This window comes from Lutibacter sp. B1, from assembly GCF_012524075.1.
GTDB lineage: Bacteria > Bacteroidota > Bacteroidia > Flavobacteriales > Flavobacteriaceae > Lutibacter.
Map to the genome: position 1 here is coordinate 215,674 of NZ_JAAZUI010000001.1, position 18,021 is coordinate 233,694.

An 18,021-nucleotide genomic window follows, 5' to 3' on the forward strand; every position below is an offset into this window, starting at 1 on the left:
GTACTTTAGCTATGAATTAAAGCAGTGTATAAATGGACTTAAACTTCAATAAAAACGAAGATTACAACAAACTCCAATTGTCTGAACTAAAAAAAAGACTCTTAAAAGTTTATAAAGGCGGCGGCGATAAAAAAATTGAAAAACACAAAGAAAAAGGCAAGTTAACCGCAAGAGAACGTATAGATTATTTATTTGACAAGAATAGTGAATCAATTGAAATTGGCGCACTTGCAGGTGAAGATATGTATAAAGAACATGGCGGTTGCCCTTCAGGTGGTGTGGTTGTTAAAATTGGATATATTAAAAATAAACAATGTATTGTTGTTGCAAATGATGCAACAGTAAAAGCCGGAGCTTGGTTTCCTATAACCGGTAAAAAGAATTTACGCGCTCAAGAAATTGCCATTGAAAACAAATTACCCATTATTTATTTAGTTGACAGTGCCGGTGTGTATTTACCTATGCAAGACGAAATTTTTCCGGATAAAGAACATTTTGGACGCATTTTTAGAAATAATGCAGTAATGAGCAGTATGGGAATTACTCAAATTTCTGCAATTATGGGAAGTTGTGTTGCCGGCGGAGCTTACTTACCAATTATGAGTGATGAAGCTATGATTGTTGATAAAACAGGAAGCATTTTTTTAGCAGGAAGTTATTTGGTAAAAGCGGCTATTGGAGAAAGTATTGACAACGAAACTTTAGGCGGAGCAACAGCTCACTGTGAAATTAGTGGTGTTACAGATTACAAAGCGAAAGATGACTATGATGCTTTAGATAAAATTAAAAACATTATTGATAAAATTGGTGATTTTGACAAAGCCGGATTTAATAGAGATAAACCCAAACCACCAATTGAAGATTCTGATGATATTTTTGGTATTATCCCACAATCTAGAACAGATCAATATGAGGTTCGTGGTATCCTTGAACGTATTGTTGACAATTCTGAATTTCAAGAATACAAAAAAGATTATGGCAAAACAATTGTGTGCGCCTATGCGCGCATAGATGGCTGGGCAGTTGGTATAGTTGCCAACCAACGCAAAGTGGTTAAAAATGCCAATAAAGAAATGCAATTTGGAGGCGTAATTTATTCTGATTCTGCTGATAAAGCAACCCGATTTATAGCAAACTGCAATCAGAAAAAGATTCCATTGGTATTTTTTCAAGATGTAACAGGTTTTATGGTTGGCAGTAAAAGTGAACACGGTGGTATTATAAAAGATGGAGCTAAAATGGTAAATGCAGTAAGCAATTCTGTTGTTCCAAAATTCACCATTATAATTGGTAACTCTTACGGAGCCGGAAATTACGCCATGTGCGGTAAAGCCTACGATCCAAGGTTAATTGTTGCTTGGCCTTCTGCACGATTAGCGGTTATGGGAGGCGAACAAGCCGCTAAAGTTTTACTCCAAATTGAAACTGCTTCCTTAAAAAAACAAGGAGAAAAAATTTCAAAAGAAAAAGAAGAGCAAATTTTAAAATCAATTCAAGAAAAATACAACGCACAAACATCTCCTTATTATGCGGCTGCACATTTATGGACTGACGCTGTTATAAATCCGCTTGATACACGAAAATGGATTAGTATGGGCATTGAAGCAGCCAACCATGCTCCTATTGAAAAACCATTTAACTTAGGTGTTATTCAAGTTTAAAATTGTTGTAAAAACACTTTGTAATATTTACATTTGCATCACTTAAAATAATAGTAAATTATGGGAAGAGCCTTTGAATTTAGAAAAGCAAGAAAAATGAAGCGTTGGTCTGCAATGGCAAAAACATTTACCAGAATTGGTAAAGATATTGTGATGGCTGTAAAGGAAGGAGGTCCTAATCCGGAAACCAATGCGCGTTTAAGAGCTGTAATTCAAAATGCTAAGGCAGCAAACATGCCTAAAGATAATGTTGAACGTGCCATAAAAAAAGCAAGCGATAAAGATACTGCAGATTATAAAGAAGTTTTATTTGAAGGTTACGCTCCGCATGGAATTGCTGTAGTGATTGAAACAGCAACCGACAATAATAACAGAACTGTTGCCAATGTGAGAGCTGCTTTTAACAAATGTGATGGAAACCTTGGTACTTCAGGCTCTGTAATTTTTATGTTTGATCATACGTGTAATTTCAGAATAAAATCAGAAGATCTAAAAATGGATTTGGAAGAATTTGAATTAGAATTGATTGATTTTGAAGTTGAAGAAGTTTTTGATGACGAAGATGGTATTGTAATTTATGCGCCTTTTGAACAATTTGGTGCCATTCAAAAATATTTGGAAGAAAATAATTTAGAAATTCTATCATCGGGTTTTGAACGTATCCCAACTACTACAACAAAACTTTCTGAAGAGCAACAAGCTGATGTTGAAAAATTATTAGAACGCTTGGAAGAGGATGATGACGTTCAAAATGTATATCATTCAATGGAAATGTAACTACTATGATTTTATTTGGCAAAAAAACTTCTGAATTAAAATTTAAAATACCTAAGGAAGTTATTTGTCCAAATTGCAATACAAGTAACACTACAAAAGTATCTGTAATAGGTATTTATAAACACTTACTTCATATTCCCTTTTTATCTGGCGGGAAGTTCGGTAAATCTATCTGCAATAACTGCAATAAGACTTTTGAACTAAATAATATGCCTAACAGTGTTAAGTTAGCTTACTATGAACTAAAAGAAACAGTAAAAACACCATTTTGGTTTTATATTGGTTTGATTGGCATAAAAGCGCTGGTTTTGGTTAAAATTTTCAGCAGATACTTTTAAAGTAAAAAAAACAATTTAATACTCCAAATCAACCAAGGTATATATGGAAGATATATTTAGACCTAAGTTTTTCAGCATTTTAAAAATTGGAATTTCTAAAAAACAAATTTCATCAGACATTTTTGCAGGTATTGTTGTTGGCATAGTTGCTTTACCTCTTGCAATTGCCTTTGCTGTAGCTTCAGGAGTATCACCTGAAAAAGGGATAATAACAGCAATTATTGCGGGATTTTTAATTTCATTATTAGGAGGTAGCAGAGTGCAAATTGGAGGTCCAACCGGTGCTTTTATTATTATTATATATGGGATTATCGAAAAATATGGTATAAATGGCCTCATTATTTCAACTTTAATGGCTGGTGTTATATTGATATTATTTGGATTACTAAAATTAGGCTCTTTATTAAAATATTTCCCTCATTCACTAGTTGTTGGGTTTACCAGTGGCATAGCTTTAGTTATTTTTTCAACTCAAATTAGAGATGCCCTTGGTTTAGAAATAGCTGAAGTACCCTCAGGTTTTATTGATAAATGGAAAGTGTTTTATGCTCATTTAGATGATGTCAATTACTATGCATTGGCCGTTACCTTATTTACAATTTTTATAGTTTTACTATTTACTAAATTAAAAACAAAAATTCCAGGATCATTTATTGCAATCCTTTTTATCACAATTATTGTTCAAATATTTCACATTCCGGTAACAACAATTGAATCTTTTTTTGGCGATATTCCGGCACATTTTAATTTTGTTGTTCCACATTTTGAATTAAATAATTTATCTATTTACATACAGCCGGCATTAACAATTGCACTATTAGGAGGAATTGAGTCATTACTTTCTGCAGTAGTTTCCGATGGTATGATTGGTGGCAATCACCGTTCAAATACAGAATTAATTGCCCAAGGCTGTGCTAATATAATTACTCCGTTTTTGGGGGGAATTCCTGCTACCGGAGCAATAGCAAGAACTGCTACAAATGTAAAAAATGGAGGAAGAACTCCAATTGCAGGTATGACTCATGCAATTACATTACTGCTAATTATGTTATTTTTTGGGCAATGGGCTAAATTAATTCCAATGTCCGTTTTAGCCGGGGTTTTAATTATTGTTGCTTATAATATGAGTGAATGGCGTACTTTTCGCTCAATTTTACATAGCTCTTCTTTTGATATTATAATTTTGTTTAGTACTTTTTTATTAACAGTATTAGTGGATTTAACAGTAGCAATTGAAGTTGGTATTGTATTGTCTGCTTTATTATTTATGAGAAGAATGTCTAAAATGGGAGCAAATTTACCTGAGAATATTGATAATGACTTAATTGAAGATTATTCAAGTTTACCAAAAGATTTTTCAATTTATGAAATCAGTGGGCCTTTATTTTTTGCTTCGGCCAAGCAATATGCTGAAGTTATAAAAAATTTAGGTTTTACCAGTAAAATATTAATTATTCGGATGCGACACGTACCATTTATTGATGCTACGGCTGTACATAATTTTTTAGAAGTTTTAAAAATTTTAAAGGAAACTTCCGAAGTTACAATAGTGGTTTCAGGAGTGAGACCAGATGTGCTTAAAGACTTAGAAAAAAATGGAATTATTTCCATTATTGGTAAGGGAAATATTTTTGATTCATTTAATAATGCTTTAAAACATGCTGATAAAATTTATGAATCTAAATATTAGTTAAAAATAATATTACGCTCTTTCTAACTTCCGGTTAATAGTTTTTGTTTTATTTTTTTGTAGTTCTATAAAAATTAAAAAGCTCGAACAGCTCGAACATTGTAATTGTAATCTTTGTAAGAATAAACTTGCTTGCCATCAAAAAAGTATTGAGTCCAAGCATTTGTATAATCGTACTCTGTTGAACTCCAATAATAAGTATCAGCAAAATTAGTACCACCGTTTTTAATGGCAGTTTCGTTAATTTTTGCTTTATTGATATACATTAAATTTAATTCTTCTTGTGTAGGTAAATACCAATCTTTATAAGTAACACCGTTTTCTTTTATTTTTAAATCTTCACAAATTCGAATAGCATACATTTTTTTACATTCTTTGTTAGATTTTGTATCAAATAAGGCTTTTTTGGTATTCATATTATCGGTAAGCCAATTATTTTTTCTAACTGTTTTTCTTTGATTCCATCTTACATTAGCAGCTTGATCTTGTTTTGTACAAACTAAGCCGTGTTCACCTGTTTCATCAACAAAAAATACAATACCTCCATAAGCATAATCTCCAATCGATACTTTAGAATTATTTAAATTACTTGCTACTTTATTTTGAGCAATTGCAGTTGTTGTAAAAACAACTAATATTAATAGGTTAATTAGTTTTTTCATAATACTAAAATTTTTAAATGCTTAACATTTAAATTATTTTGACACAAAATTAAAACTTTTATTTTAGATATTTATTTGATTGTGATAATTATAACATAGCTACTTCCTGTGTTATTTATCTAAAATATTTATAATTTCTTTTCTATTTATTTTACCTGTTGCAGTTTCAATAAATTCATTTACTAAATATATTTCTTTAGGAATTTCAAATTTAGAGAGCGTTTGTAAATTACAAATTCGAGTGAATATGGCTTCTTTTGAAATACTATTTTGTACATTTTCAATCACAAGAATCAATTTTTCTCCTAAAATAGCATCCGGTAAACCGGCAACAAAAAAACGAGTATCAATAATTTTTTCTAATTTTTCTTCAATTTGTTCAGGAATGAGTTTTATTCCGCCCGAATTAATTATGGTATCAAACCTACCTAACCATTTAAATTCTTTTTCCGAAATTATGTCAACCAAATCGTTTGTAACTATCTGTTCTTTAGCAATTTTTGGCGCATTAATTACTAAACAACCTCTATTATCTGTGGAAATTGATATATTGGGTAAAATATAATAATGAGATGCTGAAACCAGTTTAGCATGACTCATATTATTAAGTTTTTTAACAGCAATGTGTGTGATAGTCTCGGTCATACCAAAAGTTGCAAAAACTTCTGTTTCAATATTTTGAATTAAAGAAAGTAATTCTTTTGAAACAACTCCTCCACCAACAATCAGCTTTTTAATTTGATGAATTTCATTTATAGAATTAGATAATTGTATAGGAACCATTGCTGAAAAATCATATTGCTTTTCACAATTTTTTAGAGGATTTGAAGTAGGCTCAACAATATCCAAACTCCAACCTAAAGTTAAAGCTCTAACCAGCATCATTTTACCGGCAATATAATTTGGAGACATGCATAGCAATGCTGATGTATTTTCAAATAAACTAAAATATTCTCCGGTAGCTTTGGCACTATTTACCATAAACTCTTTTTCAAGTTGTATGATTTTTGGTATACCTGTAGAACCCGAAGTTTTAACTTCAACAAAAGAATTATCACTAAACCATTGCTCCAGTAACGTAAAAACTTCAACAGAAATTTCTTTTGAAAAATTGATAATTTCTTGCGAATTTTTAAAAGATTTACCTTGTAGTTGAAAACTTTTATGAAATTGGTTATTATACATTTTTTTTAATTGTGATTTCAACTCCGCTCAATCACCAAAACTAAGCTATAAATTTATCTTCATCAAACTCTATAGGTTTCTGGATTTTTCCTGTTAATTTTTCACGCCAGTTAGTCCATTCATATTTTCTTGAAAAAATTAGTAAAACCAATGGAAATAAAATAAATACAGGTACAAACATTTCCCAATTTACGGAAGGTTCAGAAATGTCAATCAGCAAAGCTTCTGTTTGAAAAACTGTCCAGTTAGTTGTTACTAAAACTGCTGCAACAATATTATTTGCTGCATGAAAACCCAAAGCTAATTCAGTACCTTCATCCATTAAGGTTAAAATACCTAAAAGTAAGCCGGTACCAATATAATACACCATGGTAATCCAACCCAGTTTTTCAACTTCCGGATTTAAACCATGCAACAAACCAAATATAACCGATGTTAAAACTAAAGGAACCAACGCATTTTTAAACCAAGTTCCAAAACCTTGCATTAAATAACCTCTAAACAACAATTCTTCCATACTGGTTTGTATAGGCAAAAACAAAAATGAGATTAAAACCAGCGTAAAAAAAGGCACAGGTTTAAAATTCCATTCATAACTCTGAGGTTCAAGATAATAATCAACATAAACCATAATTAAACCTATAATAGCCCAAACCGTAAATGCATATAAAATTCGACCCCAATCAATTTTATTTCTACTAGTAGTTAAAGTGACTATTTTACGCTTGTGTATATATTTTATCCCCATAAACAAAGCAATTAAACCACCAAAAAAAGTAGCTATTACAAGTAAAAGATATAAATTGGAATCTATTCCTAAAGATGTAAAGTTATCGTTAGCAGCCATCATAAACTCGCCCATATCTTCAGAATATTGAAGAGCAACAATTGTTAAAGGAATGACACCAAAAAACTGCCATCCAAAAAAAACTATAATTAATGTAACTAAGTATGCCCACCATTCATTATTTCCTTTGTATGCTTGTTGTATAAATTTCATTTTCTGAGGTTTTAAAATCACTTCGACTCTGCTTAGCGACCATTTATAAATTAAATTTCCAATTTTTAGTATTGTTATACCGTAAATAACCGTTTTTTACTTCTAACGGACTTTCAATATTATTTGTAAACAAACTACCCGTTCCTAAACCTTGTGGCATTTTATTATTTAAAGTATACGTCCACTGCGCAATAGCATTTAAACCAACATTACTTTCTAAAGCCGATGTAATCCACCACCCAATTTGTTGTTTTCCTGCAAGTTCAATCCACTCTTCACTTCCTTTAAAACCACCTACTAAACTTGGTTTTAGAATTATATATTGGGGGTTTATTGTTTGTACTAATTTTTGCTTATTTGTTACATTAAAAACTCCAATTAATTCTTCATCTAAAGCTATTGGAATTGGTGTTTTTGAGCATAAATCAGCCATTTCCAACAATTGCCCTTGTTTAATGGGTTGCTCTATAGAATGAATTTCAAAATCGGATAATCTTTTTAATTTTTCCAGTGCTTCTAAAGGTTTAAATGCTCCGTTTGCATCTACTCTCAATTCTATCTCTTCTGCAGAAAAATCATTTCTAATACTTTTTAAAATTGAAAGTTCAGTATCAAAATTAATTGCTCCTATTTTCATTTTTAGTGTAGAAAAACCTGATTTTAATTTTTCTTCAATTTGCTTTTTCATAAAAGCTTCAGAACCCATCCAAATTAAGCCATTGATAGCTATTCCTTCTTCTGATTTTGTAAGTTTTGAAGGAAACAGTTCAAAATTATTAGTCCTTTTTAATGATAAATACGCTTGTTCCAAACCAAATTGAATAGAAGGAAATTCAATAAGTTCAACTAATAACTCATTATAGTCTTCTTCAATATGATCACAAAGCCATTGTAGTTTATCTTCATAATCCGGTCTATCATCAGCACTCAATCCTCTAAAAACAGCACATTCTCCAATTCCAACTCTTTCATTTTCAACTACCTTTAAAAAATAAGTCTCTTTTGTACGCAGTACTCCTCGAGAAGTTCCACTGGGTTGTTTAAAATTCAAAATGTATTTTTGATAATACGCTTTCATTATTTTCAATAAAACCGAAAGGTACAAATATTTAAAAATTTATTTTATATTGGATAAAAATTATATTATAGTATGAATATTCCACATATACCGGATTTAATTTTATATGCAATTCCATTTTTTATTGCAACTGTAATTATTGAAGGAATTGTTATTTCTAAAAAAAATCCTAAGAATTTTGAATTTAAAGACACTTTAGCTTCATTATCAATGGGAATTGGTAATGTTTTTATAGGAATGATTAGTAAAATAGTAGTAGTTTTTGTTATTGCTTTTTTATATGAAAATTTTAGAATTACCACTATTCCTTTTGTTTGGTGGGCTTGGATACTTATTTTATTTGGTGATGATTTTTGCTATTATTGGTTCCATAGAATTAGTCATGAAAGTCGCTTTTTTTGGGCTTCTCATATTGTACACCATTCTTCACAAAAATATAATTTGAGTACTGCTTTAAGGCAAACCTGGACAGGTGGTTTTTTTAGCTTTATTTTTTATATTTCTTTACCCTTTCTAGGGTTCCACCCATTAATGATTTTAACACAAATGTCTATTAGTTTATTATATCAATACTGGATACATACAGAATTAATTGATAAAATGCCAAAATGGTTTGAAGCTGTTTTTAATACTCCTTCGCATCATAGAGTACATCATGGTTCTAATCCACTTTATTTAGACAGAAATTATGCAGGAATTTTTATAATTTGGGATAAACTTTTTGGTACTTTTCAACCTGAACTACGTGAAGAAAAAGTTATTTACGGTCTTACAACCAATATAAATACTTACAATCCGTTTAAAATTGCATTTCATGAATGGATAGCTATTTTTAAAGATGCCTTAACATCCAATACTTCTTTAGTAAATAAATTAAAATATTTTATAAAACCTCCCGGCTGGAAACACGACGGAACAGGACTTCTTTCTGAAAATTTAAAAGAAGAATGGCTTTTAACTAAAAACAAAAAAAGAGAGGGCTAACCTCTCTTTTCATTCATTATCTTTAAAATATCTTCTTTGTTAAAAGAAATCAGCTTTATAACTACCATTTACAGGTTTATAATCACCGGTTATAATACGTATTATATCTACAATCCACCAAACTCCTAACCCACCTGCTGTTACAATAAATAAAACATTCCAATACCATGGGCTACCTAAATACCAACGATGCCCCGCTAAAAAGCCTAAAAATATCCCAAGAATTAAAGCAATTCCCTGACTTTTTTGAGAGCCGACTGCTGCAGGTGAAATTAACATTTCTTCACCTTGTGCTGTTTGGTTTAATTGTGTAATGTTGTTTTTAGCTGCCACTCTTTTTACAGGAAAGGAAGCATAACTTACACTTGTAACTAATAATAAAATCGCAATCGAAAAAATAATTTTGAATTTCATAGTATTTAAGTTTAGATTTGACAGTAAATCTAATCAAAATGATAAGAAAAAGCATGTATTTCATTATTTTTTTAATTATTTCATCTTTAAATAACTATATTTTTGCTCAAAATTCACAAGAATATTTAGGTATTATAAAACTTAATGACTCTTCTCTAATTTCTTACAGATTAAATTTATTGGAAAATAATGGTATAGTTTCAGGTTATTCTATTACTGACATTGGTGGAAACCATGAAACAAAGTCAAACATTACAGGTACATATAACAAAAAAACGAATCTAATTTCTTTTAAAGAAGTTGGCATTATTTACACAAAATCTGAAATTTCAGACTACGATTTTTGCTATATCCATTTTAGTGGGAAATTACATAACATTAATGCTTATAATAATATAAATGGCAGTTTTAAAGGACTTTATAATGACGGCAGTACTTGTATTGATGGAGAAATTATTTTAAAAAGTGTTGAAAAAATTGAAAAAAGAGTTGTAAAAGCAGATAAAATAATTCAAAAATCAAGAAAAATTAATGATAGTATTAAGTCAGAAATCAATATTTCTAAACTCCTTGATACTCTAAAAATGAATGTACTAAAAGCGAATCAAAATTTAAGTATGTTTTCAACTTCAGAAAAACTTACTTTAAAAATTTATGATGCCGGTAAAGTTGATGGTGATAGAATATCAATTTATGTAAACAATAGTTTACTACTCAAAAATTACAACGTTACAAAAAAAACAAAAGAATTAACTATTCCATTAAACTCAAAAAAAACAATACTTAAAATAACAGCCTTAAATGTTGGAAGCATTTCTCCAAATACTGCAAAAATTGAAATTATTGACAGTAAAAACAATATCAATACCTTAACCAGCTTAAAAGAAGGTGAAGAAACATTGATAACAGTTATTAAACCAAACTAAAGCCTATTTACAATTTAATACTATCTCCTATAGGCAATAAATACAATTCTTTTTTAGCTTTAGCAAATTTCTCAAAAGCTTCTTGATGGTTAATTTTTATAAAGCCAAAAGTATCGTAGTGGTAGCCTAATATTTTATTGCAACTTAAAAATTTACTTGCTTTAATGGCTTGGTCAATTCCCATAGTAAAATTATCTCCTACAGGTAAAATTGCCAAATCGAGTTCACCTATCATATCAGGTATCAATTTCATATCGTACGTTAAAGCTGTATCACCTGCTATATATAACCTATGGTGGCTTGTTTCAATTACAAACCCGCCAGGTTGCCCACCATAACTTCCATCAGGAAAAGAACTTGTATGTATGGCATTTGTATAATGAACGGTTCCAAAATCAAAATGCCATTTGCCACCATGATTCATTGGATGTCCTTCAATTCCTTTTTCTCCAAAATAATTTACAATTTCAAAGTTTGAAATAACTTTAGCTCCGGTTCTTTTAGCAATGGCTTCAACATCTAAAATATGATCTGAATGTGCATGTGTAACTAAAATATAATCGGCTTGTAATGTGTCAATATCAATATGTTTTGCCAATTCATTACCCGTAATAAACGGGTCTACCAAAAGTGTTTTGTCTCCTGTTTCTATACTTAAACTTGCATGTCCTAAATATGTAATTTTCATTGTGAAGTTGTTTTGAAGGTTTACGGCAATTTAATCATTTTATTTCATAAAAAAAACCACGGGAAACTAATTTCCCGTGGCCAACAAACAAACAAATAAGTATAAATCTAATATTAGAAATTATACTTAATATAGGTAGTAAAATTTCTACCCGGTTCATATATTCGTCCAGACAAAGTGTCTGAATTTGTATATGAATAATTTAAATGCTCATAATATGTTCTATCAAAAATATTTAACACCGCAACACCAATTGAAAGCCCTTTGTAAGGTGTAACACCGGCTCTAAAATCAACAGTTCCAAAACTCGGAGTTTCTTCTTCCATAAATGTTTTAGAAACTCTGCTTTGCTTCGCTACCAATCTGGAATTTAACGCTGTCCAAAAGTTTTTTTCTTCAAATTTCACTCCTAAGTTTGCCATAAAAGGAGGTATTTGAGCCAAAGGTTCATCTAAATCTTCATTTTGAGCATAGGTATAAGAAACGTCAGACGTAAATGTTAGCTTATCTGTAGCTTTTACATTAAAAGTGAACTCCGCTCCTGTTTGAGTTGCTTTATCAATATTAATAAATTGCTTAGTGTAAGTTGGCTGTGAAGTTGGCATAAACTTACGCGGAATATTGGTATTCACTTTTGCAGAGATATAGTCTCTCAAGAACGAATGAAATATACTTGCTCCTACTTCAATGGTTTCAAATTTTTTAAGAAACGACAACTCTAATTGGTTATTTACTTCGGGTTTTAAATTGGGGTTTCCTACATATTCATAAGGGTCAACTCCAATTGAGAAATGGTTGATATATCGTTCAATCATTGAAGCAGTTCTAACACCTCTTCCAATAGCAAATTGAACTTGTAAACCGTTTTTTTGATATTTTACCGAGGCATTTGCACTTACATTAACTTCGTTTTCATCTTTAATATTTCCTCCATAAAAAGCTTCAAAATCAGTCGCCGGATCATCTAACGAAGTTGAAATAAAATCGGCTCTAATACCTGTTGTTAAAATTGTAGTATTTGAAATTTTGTAGTTACCTTCTGCAAACACTCCAAAATCGTCTAAACTGGCATCTTGCCAAATTTTATCTACAAAAGTCATAGGATTTGGCAACATCATACCATTCATTGCTTTTACAATTCGTGTTCTGTCACCTTTTCTGTCAATTAAATTTACATCAATTCCAGTATAAATTCTTGTTTTTTCTGAAGGAGTTAAAACCAATTCGGCTTTACCACCATAAGTCCACGATTCTACAGGCGAAGCAGCGTCAGTCATTTTAAAACTTGGTCTTTCTTCATTGGTCATTAAATGATCTACATACGAATAAAATACTTTCACCGCAAAACTGTTTATTTTGTCGGAAATCTCTTTTATTTTATAATCGATTCCGGCTAACATACTATCATCATAAGGTGAATCCATAGGCAAACCGGCATGGTCAATATCTCTTGCAAATGATTGTCTCCAACTTAATTGCAAACGTTGATTGGTTTTTGGATTTATTCCCACTTTTACCGAATAATCTGTTGTTCTAAAAGAAGAAGGAACTTCTGTTCCATCACCATCTTCATAATCGCCAAAATCTCTGTACGAACCGTTAAAGTGAACATCAAATTTTTCATCAACATAAAACAGTGAAGCTCCTGTAACCAAATTTTCTCCATTAGTTTCGTAACCACCTTCAACACTTCCATGAAAACCCAATTGATTTTTGGTTGGATTTTTTGATACCAAGTTGATGATTCCTCCAAAATTTTGTCCAAACCTTACAGTAAAAGGTCCTTTAACAATCTCTATTTTCTCAATTTCTTCAGGAATTACATGTGTTGTTATTGGGTCCATTCTGTTAGGACAAGCATTTAATACTTTCATTCCACCATCGTACTGAACATTTAATTGCTCGTATTTAAAAGAACGAAAAACAGGCTCTGAGGCATACGCACCTCTTTTAACAATACCAAAACCTTTGATATCTTTAAACAAATGCCCTACACTGCGAGGCTGACTTATTCTTTTTTCTGCATCATTAATCACTACCGATTGAGAAATATCTTCTAAAGGATTGGCCTCTATTAATATTTCGCTCAACTCTATTTGAGCAGGTTGTAATTTTATTATTAGTAGTTCTTTTATTTTAGTTGTTAGTGTTTTATAACTTAAATGAGAGATTTCAATTACGTCACCTTCATTAGCAATCATTTCAAACTCACCATTTTCATCACTAATAACAATTGTACTGTTATTTAAGTTTTTTATCGAAGCATCTACTACCGGTATATTGGTAGTTTCATCAATAACTTTTCCGGTTATTTTATGTGATTGAGCAAATGAAACGCTTATAATTAGCATTGCTAAAATATTTAGTGCTAGTTGTTTTATCATTATTATTTAAAATTAGTTTTTGTAGTTTTAATTGTTAGCTCATACATTCAAATATTTGATTTATAATTACATACAATTATTACCGGCAATATAAATTTCAATATTACCAATACAATCAAAATTGAATATTTGTGATATACGCTTTAAATTATGTTTGTATAATGAAACATAGGTTGTAATACCAAGTAAGTTTTTAGACATAAATACAAAATATTTATACCATTATTTTTGGTGAAAAAGCGTTAAAAAATTAAGAAATGTACCGAGGTGGTTTTAATAAAAAATTATAAAACTCTTGTGAAGTAAATTTTTGATGAAATATTTTTTCTTTAATAGAAATTGAAAATTTATTCAACTTATCTAAAGCTAATTCATCTATAAGAGATACAGGATATTTTTCCATATCAATTTGTGGAACAGTTGATTTATGCTCGTGATCACTCGTATTTACCTTATTTAATTGTTTCTGTAAATAACATTTTCCGTTACATTCTAAATAAGGTTTATCTCTGTTCTCGCACAAAACAGTTGCTATATAATCGTAATTGGCATAATATTCAATTATTGGAACAATTGGACGAACCATTGCCAACAAATAAAGTAAATAAAAAAATATGCCAAAAATTTGATTTTTCACTGTTACAAATGTTACGGGCAAATATATCTTTTGTTTTTGAAACTTTTACGTAACAAATATTACAATTTAATTATTTAAAATTAGGCCTAAACCAAATAAAATTGAGAATAAAAAAGTACTAATTGCCAGTTTTTTCAATTCCGGGTCGAGTAATTTTGGGATTTTATTCTTATAAACCGTAATTAAATGTTTAAAAATTGGAATATACGCTATAATGAATAAAAATTGATATACAGATGTATAATGAATTAATACATATAAAAATGCAAATAAAAATGAAGCTATTAATAAATAATAATGGTAATATTTACTAAATTCTATTCCAATTTTAACAGTCAATGTTTTCTTTCCCGATTTAATATCTGATTCTCTATCTCTCATATTATTCAAGTTTAGCACTCCTACACTAAGAAGACCTACAGAAAATGCCGGTAAAAAAATGGTATAATCTAGTTGTTTAGTATACAAATAATAACTCCCGCAAACACTAAGTAAACCAAAAAAAAGAAATACAAATAAATCGCCTAAACCTCGGTAACCATACGCTTTTTTACCCATAGTATATTTTATGGCAGCAACAATACTCGCAATTCCTAAAAGAAAGAAAATGGTAAGATTTAAAAAGTCTTCTTTCCCAAAAGATACATAAATAAGTGCGAATGCTATAATTAAAGTTACTGCAATAGAAATTTTAATTGCCTTTAACATTTGTTTAGGTGAAATTGCTCCGCTTTGAATAGTTCTTTTAGGACCAATTCTATCTTCATTATCGGTACCTTTTACACCATCACCATAATCATTGGCGAAATTAGAAATTACTTGGAAACAAACAGTAGTTAGTAAAGCCAGAATACAAATTTTCCAATTAAAAAGATTTTGAGAAGCCGCAATAAAACTCCCAACAATAATACCCGAAACTGAAAGTGGTAATGTTCTTAAGCGAGCAGCTTCTATGTAGTTTTTTATCATAATTTAAAAAGAATCAGATAAGTATTGCCTAAAAGTTATTACAAATCTTCAGCATTTGCAATAAGTTCGGCAATATCCAACACTTCTATTTCATTTTCTTTATCTTTTGCTTTCACACCATCAGTCATCATTGTATTACAGAATGGACATCCGGTAGCAATTATATTTGGACTTACTTCTAAAGCATCTTCTGTTCTTTCTACATTGATATCCTTTGTGCCTTTTTCCGGTTCTTTAAACATTTGAGCACCTCCGGCTCCACAACATAATCCGTTGGTTTTACAACGCTTCATCTCAACTAATTCAACATCTAATTTTTGAATTAATTCACGAGGAGCTTCATAAACATCATTTGCTCTTCCTAAATAACAAGGGTCATGAAATGTTATCCGTTTTCCTTTAAATTTTCCTCCTTCAATGGTTAATCTTCCTTCATCAAGTAATGATTTTAATAACTCGGTATGGTGCACAACTTCATAAGTTCCACCTAATTCAGGATATTCGTTTTTTAACGTATTGAAACAGTGAGGACAAGCAGTTACAATTTTTTTTACTTCGTAAGCATTCAATATTTCAATATTGGTCATTGCCTGCATTTGGAATAAAAATTCGTTTCCGGCTCTTTTTGCCGGATCTCCTGTACAGCTTTCTTCAGTACCTAAAACAGCAAAATCTACCTTTGCTTTATTTAAAATTTTTACAAATGCTTTGGTAATTTTTTTTGCTCTGTCATCAAAACTTCCGGCACAACCTACCCAAAATAAAACTTCAGGTTGTTTTCCTTGCGCCATCATTTCAGCCATTGTTGGTACATTCATTATAAAAAAGGATTTAAATTTTTATTCGTGTTGACCGTCGTCAAAAACTTCAATTGTAACTTCTTTTTCTACTAAATCAGTAAATTTACCTCTATATCTGGTGGCTTTAACCAAATGATTATCAATCCAATGATAATTACCTCCTCTAGGTTTTCCCATTAGCAAACTATGATATTTAAAGCCATGTTTTTTTAACCAAATTTCGGTATATTCTCTGTGTGCTTCGGTACGCGATGTAAAGAAGCAAATTATATGACCTTCATCATACCATTTGTTTAATGTTCTTAGCGCATCAGGATATACTTTAGCTGTAAGCATACGTTCCGGTTCTTCATTTGGTATATCATCACATACAGTACCATCAATATCTATCAAGTAGTTTTTTATCCCTTCAGGTAAAATAGGACTTATATGCAAGCCATCTTCTACTTTATCGTGCAATAATTTATCTACATCTTCTTTTTTCATCTTTGTGTTTTTGATTGTTAGTTTGTCTATATTATTTTATCTATTCGTCTTTCCAATTTAATCTATCCATTTGGTTGTATTGCCAAGGAGCTCCATTATTTTCAATATTTGTCATCATCATATTCAATTCAGGTGATGCAGCAGATTGTTCCATAACCAAATATCTACGCATATCCAGAATAATTGAAAGTGGGTCAATATTTACCGGACACTCTTCTACACAAGCATTACAACTTGTACAAGCCCAAATTTCTTCCGGTGTTATATAATCGTTTAATAATTGTTTATTATCATCAACAAATTTACCATTTTTATTAATGTTTTCTCCAATTTCTTCTAATCTATCACGAGTTTTCATCATAATAGCTCTTGGAGATAATTCTTTACCTGTTAAATTTGCCGGACATGAGGAAGTACAACGTCCGCACTCTGTGCAAGTATAGGCATTCATTAATTGTACCCAATTCAAATCTGTTACATCGCTTGCACCAAATTTTTCGGGAGTTTCATTATCATCTTCAACAGGTGCAGCAAAAGGATCGGCACTTGGATCCATCATTAATTTTACTTCGTTAGTAACTGATTCTAAATTATTAAACTTTCCTTTTGCATTTAAATTAGCATAATAGGTATTTGGAAATGCCAAAAGTATATGTAAATGTTTAGAATAGTATAAATAGTTTAAAAACACTAAAATACCTGCAATATGCAACCACCAAGCAACTCGCTCAATAACATGTAAACTCTCTGCGCTAAAACCATCAAAAATTGGTACTAAAAACTGACTTATCGGGTTTCCGAAATTCATGCTTTGAAAATGTACGTCTGTTGCATTCATAATTAAAAACAACGACATTAAAACCATTTCAAAATATAAGATATTTAGTGCGTCATTTTTTGGGAATCCTTTCATTTCTTTATTCCAAAAACGTGGAATTCTAACAACCATTCTACGCAACCAAAATACTATTACAGCTACTAAAACCAGTAATGCCAATATTTCAAATAAACCTATTAAAAAATTGTAAATTCCGCCTAAAAAAGACAAAACTCTATGTGTTCCAAAAAGGCCATCAATAATTATTTCAACAACTTCAATATTAATAATTATAAAACCTACATAAACTAAAATATGCAAAATACCTGCTACCGGACGTTTAACCATTTTAGATTGCCCTAAAGCAACCATTGCCATATTTTTCCAACGCTCATTAGAGTTATCGGTTCTATCTATATGTTTACCAAGTTTTATATTTCTGGTAAGTTTTTTTATGTTTTTAACAAAAAAACCTATCCCTAAAAATATCAGTACAGCAAATACTATATTGTCAATATAATTCAT

Annotated in this window: 18 protein-coding genes; 6 read left to right on the forward strand and 12 right to left on the reverse strand. The window is 30.5% G+C overall.

What is annotated here, in order from left to right:
* Window positions 1-32: 32 nt before the first annotated feature.
* Genes HGB55_RS00955 through HGB55_RS00970 form a run of 4 tightly spaced genes read left to right on the forward strand, consistent with a single transcriptional unit; the run spans window position 33 to window position 4,466 of the window.
* Window positions 33-1,661, forward strand: coding sequence for an acyl-CoA carboxylase subunit beta (locus tag HGB55_RS00955; protein WP_168813745.1), 1,629 nt, complete (start codon window positions 33-35; stop codon window positions 1,659-1,661).
* Between the two features lie 60 nt (window positions 1,662-1,721).
* Entirely contained in the window at window positions 1,722-2,438 is a 717-nt protein-coding gene (locus HGB55_RS00960; RefSeq protein ID WP_168813747.1) for a YebC/PmpR family DNA-binding transcriptional regulator, read from the forward strand.
* A gap of 5 nt (window positions 2,439-2,443) precedes the next feature.
* The gene (locus tag HGB55_RS00965; protein WP_168813749.1) at window positions 2,444-2,776 is read left to right on the forward strand and encodes a hypothetical protein; all 333 of its coding nucleotides are present in this window, start codon (window positions 2,444-2,446) and stop codon (window positions 2,774-2,776) included.
* 43 nt (window positions 2,777-2,819) lie between these two features.
* Window positions 2,820-4,466: a SulP family inorganic anion transporter gene (locus HGB55_RS00970; protein ID WP_168813751.1), complete on the forward strand. Its 1,647-nt coding sequence runs from the start codon at window positions 2,820-2,822 to the stop codon at window positions 4,464-4,466.
* A gap of 74 nt (window positions 4,467-4,540) precedes the next feature.
* Here HGB55_RS00970 and HGB55_RS00975 read toward each other — a convergent pair whose 3' ends face one another.
* From HGB55_RS00975 to HGB55_RS00990, 4 genes are all read right to left on the reverse strand, one after another.
* Window positions 4,541-5,128, reverse strand: a complete 588-nt coding sequence (locus HGB55_RS00975) for a DUF1566 domain-containing protein (RefSeq protein WP_168813753.1) — start codon at window positions 5,126-5,128, stop codon at window positions 4,541-4,543.
* 111 nt (window positions 5,129-5,239) lie between these two features.
* Complete coding sequence (locus HGB55_RS00980; protein WP_168813755.1) at window positions 5,240-6,313, reverse strand: AMP-binding protein; 1,074 nt, start codon at window positions 6,311-6,313, stop codon at window positions 5,240-5,242.
* A 40-nt stretch (window positions 6,314-6,353) separates the two neighbouring features.
* Window positions 6,354-7,313 carry a CPBP family intramembrane glutamic endopeptidase gene (locus HGB55_RS00985; RefSeq protein WP_168813757.1) on the reverse strand — a complete coding sequence of 320 codons (960 nt, stop codon included), beginning with the start codon at window positions 7,311-7,313 and terminating at the stop codon, window positions 6,354-6,356.
* A 43-nt stretch (window positions 7,314-7,356) separates the two neighbouring features.
* Window positions 7,357-8,391, reverse strand: a complete 1,035-nt coding sequence (locus tag HGB55_RS00990; RefSeq protein WP_211047315.1) for an o-succinylbenzoate synthase — start codon at window positions 8,389-8,391, stop codon at window positions 7,357-7,359.
* 72 nt (window positions 8,392-8,463) lie between these two features.
* On the opposite strand from HGB55_RS00990, the gene HGB55_RS00995 reads away from it, so the two are divergent.
* Entirely contained in the window at window positions 8,464-9,375 is a 912-nt protein-coding gene (locus HGB55_RS00995) for a sterol desaturase family protein (protein ID WP_168813759.1), read from the forward strand.
* Window positions 9,376-9,414: 39 nt separating this feature from the next.
* Here HGB55_RS00995 and HGB55_RS01000 read toward each other — a convergent pair whose 3' ends face one another.
* Window positions 9,415-9,789: a TM2 domain-containing protein gene (locus HGB55_RS01000; RefSeq protein ID WP_168813761.1), complete on the reverse strand. Its 375-nt coding sequence runs from the start codon at window positions 9,787-9,789 to the stop codon at window positions 9,415-9,417.
* A 38-nt stretch (window positions 9,790-9,827) separates the two neighbouring features.
* Between HGB55_RS01000 and HGB55_RS01005 the strand changes: the two genes are divergently transcribed.
* Window positions 9,828-10,715, forward strand: a complete 888-nt coding sequence (locus tag HGB55_RS01005; protein WP_168813763.1) for a hypothetical protein — start codon at window positions 9,828-9,830, stop codon at window positions 10,713-10,715.
* Between the two features lie 7 nt (window positions 10,716-10,722).
* On the opposite strand, the gene HGB55_RS01010 is transcribed toward HGB55_RS01005, so the two are convergent.
* From HGB55_RS01010 to HGB55_RS01040, 7 genes are all read right to left on the reverse strand, one after another.
* On the reverse strand, window positions 10,723-11,403 hold the full coding sequence (locus tag HGB55_RS01010; protein ID WP_168813765.1) for a metal-dependent hydrolase: 681 nt from the start codon (window positions 11,401-11,403) through the stop codon (window positions 10,723-10,725).
* Between the two features lie 113 nt (window positions 11,404-11,516).
* Entirely contained in the window at window positions 11,517-13,787 is a 2,271-nt protein-coding gene (locus HGB55_RS01015; RefSeq protein WP_168813767.1) for a TonB-dependent receptor domain-containing protein, read from the reverse strand.
* 250 nt (window positions 13,788-14,037) lie between these two features.
* Window positions 14,038-14,424 carry a hypothetical protein gene (locus tag HGB55_RS01020; RefSeq protein ID WP_168813769.1) on the reverse strand — a complete coding sequence of 129 codons (387 nt, stop codon included), beginning with the start codon at window positions 14,422-14,424 and terminating at the stop codon, window positions 14,038-14,040.
* A gap of 66 nt (window positions 14,425-14,490) precedes the next feature.
* The gene (locus HGB55_RS01025) at window positions 14,491-15,393 is read right to left on the reverse strand and encodes a 1,4-dihydroxy-2-naphthoate polyprenyltransferase (RefSeq protein ID WP_211047316.1); all 903 of its coding nucleotides are present in this window, start codon (window positions 15,391-15,393) and stop codon (window positions 14,491-14,493) included.
* 38 nt (window positions 15,394-15,431) lie between these two features.
* Entirely contained in the window at window positions 15,432-16,211 is a 780-nt protein-coding gene (locus HGB55_RS01030) for a (Fe-S)-binding protein (RefSeq protein ID WP_168813771.1), read from the reverse strand.
* Window positions 16,212-16,232: 21 nt separating this feature from the next.
* The gene (locus tag HGB55_RS01035) at window positions 16,233-16,679 is read right to left on the reverse strand and encodes a phosphoheptose isomerase (protein ID WP_168813773.1); all 447 of its coding nucleotides are present in this window, start codon (window positions 16,677-16,679) and stop codon (window positions 16,233-16,235) included.
* A 40-nt stretch (window positions 16,680-16,719) separates the two neighbouring features.
* Window positions 16,720-18,021, reverse strand: a complete 1,302-nt coding sequence (locus HGB55_RS01040; protein ID WP_168813775.1) for a (Fe-S)-binding protein — start codon at window positions 18,019-18,021, stop codon at window positions 16,720-16,722.

Excerpts from the sequence above, each read along its gene's own strand:
- HGB55_RS00955 (WP_168813745.1), top strand. The coding sequence starts at position 33 with ATGGACTTAAACTTCAATAAAAACGAAGATTACAACAAACTCCAATTG.
- HGB55_RS00960 (WP_168813747.1), top strand. The coding sequence starts at position 1,722 with ATGGGAAGAGCCTTTGAATTTAGAAAAGCAAGAAAAATGAAGCGTTGG.
- HGB55_RS00965 (WP_168813749.1), top strand. The coding sequence starts at position 2,444 with ATGATTTTATTTGGCAAAAAAACTTCTGAATTAAAATTTAAAATACCT.
- HGB55_RS00970 (WP_168813751.1), top strand. The coding sequence starts at position 2,820 with ATGGAAGATATATTTAGACCTAAGTTTTTCAGCATTTTAAAAATTGGA.
- HGB55_RS00975 (WP_168813753.1), bottom strand. The coding sequence starts at position 5,128 with ATGAAAAAACTAATTAACCTATTAATATTAGTTGTTTTTACAACAACT.
- HGB55_RS00980 (WP_168813755.1), bottom strand. The coding sequence starts at position 6,313 with ATGTATAATAACCAATTTCATAAAAGTTTTCAACTACAAGGTAAATCT.
- HGB55_RS00985 (WP_168813757.1), bottom strand. The coding sequence starts at position 7,313 with ATGAAATTTATACAACAAGCATACAAAGGAAATAATGAATGGTGGGCA.
- HGB55_RS00990 (WP_211047315.1), bottom strand. The coding sequence starts at position 8,391 with ATGAAAGCGTATTATCAAAAATACATTTTGAATTTTAAACAACCCAGT.
- HGB55_RS00995 (WP_168813759.1), top strand. The coding sequence starts at position 8,464 with ATGAATATTCCACATATACCGGATTTAATTTTATATGCAATTCCATTT.
- HGB55_RS01000 (WP_168813761.1), bottom strand. The coding sequence starts at position 9,789 with ATGAAATTCAAAATTATTTTTTCGATTGCGATTTTATTATTAGTTACA.
- HGB55_RS01005 (WP_168813763.1), top strand. The coding sequence starts at position 9,828 with ATGATAAGAAAAAGCATGTATTTCATTATTTTTTTAATTATTTCATCT.
- HGB55_RS01010 (WP_168813765.1), bottom strand. The coding sequence starts at position 11,403 with ATGAAAATTACATATTTAGGACATGCAAGTTTAAGTATAGAAACAGGA.
- HGB55_RS01015 (WP_168813767.1), bottom strand. The coding sequence starts at position 13,787 with ATGATAAAACAACTAGCACTAAATATTTTAGCAATGCTAATTATAAGC.
- HGB55_RS01025 (WP_211047316.1), bottom strand. The coding sequence starts at position 15,393 with ATGATAAAAAACTACATAGAAGCTGCTCGCTTAAGAACATTACCACTT.
- HGB55_RS01030 (WP_168813771.1), bottom strand. The coding sequence starts at position 16,211 with ATGAATGTACCAACAATGGCTGAAATGATGGCGCAAGGAAAACAACCT.
- HGB55_RS01035 (WP_168813773.1), bottom strand. The coding sequence starts at position 16,679 with ATGAAAAAAGAAGATGTAGATAAATTATTGCACGATAAAGTAGAAGAT.
- HGB55_RS01040 (WP_168813775.1), bottom strand. The coding sequence starts at position 18,021 with ATGAATTATATTGACAATATAGTATTTGCTGTACTGATATTTTTAGGG.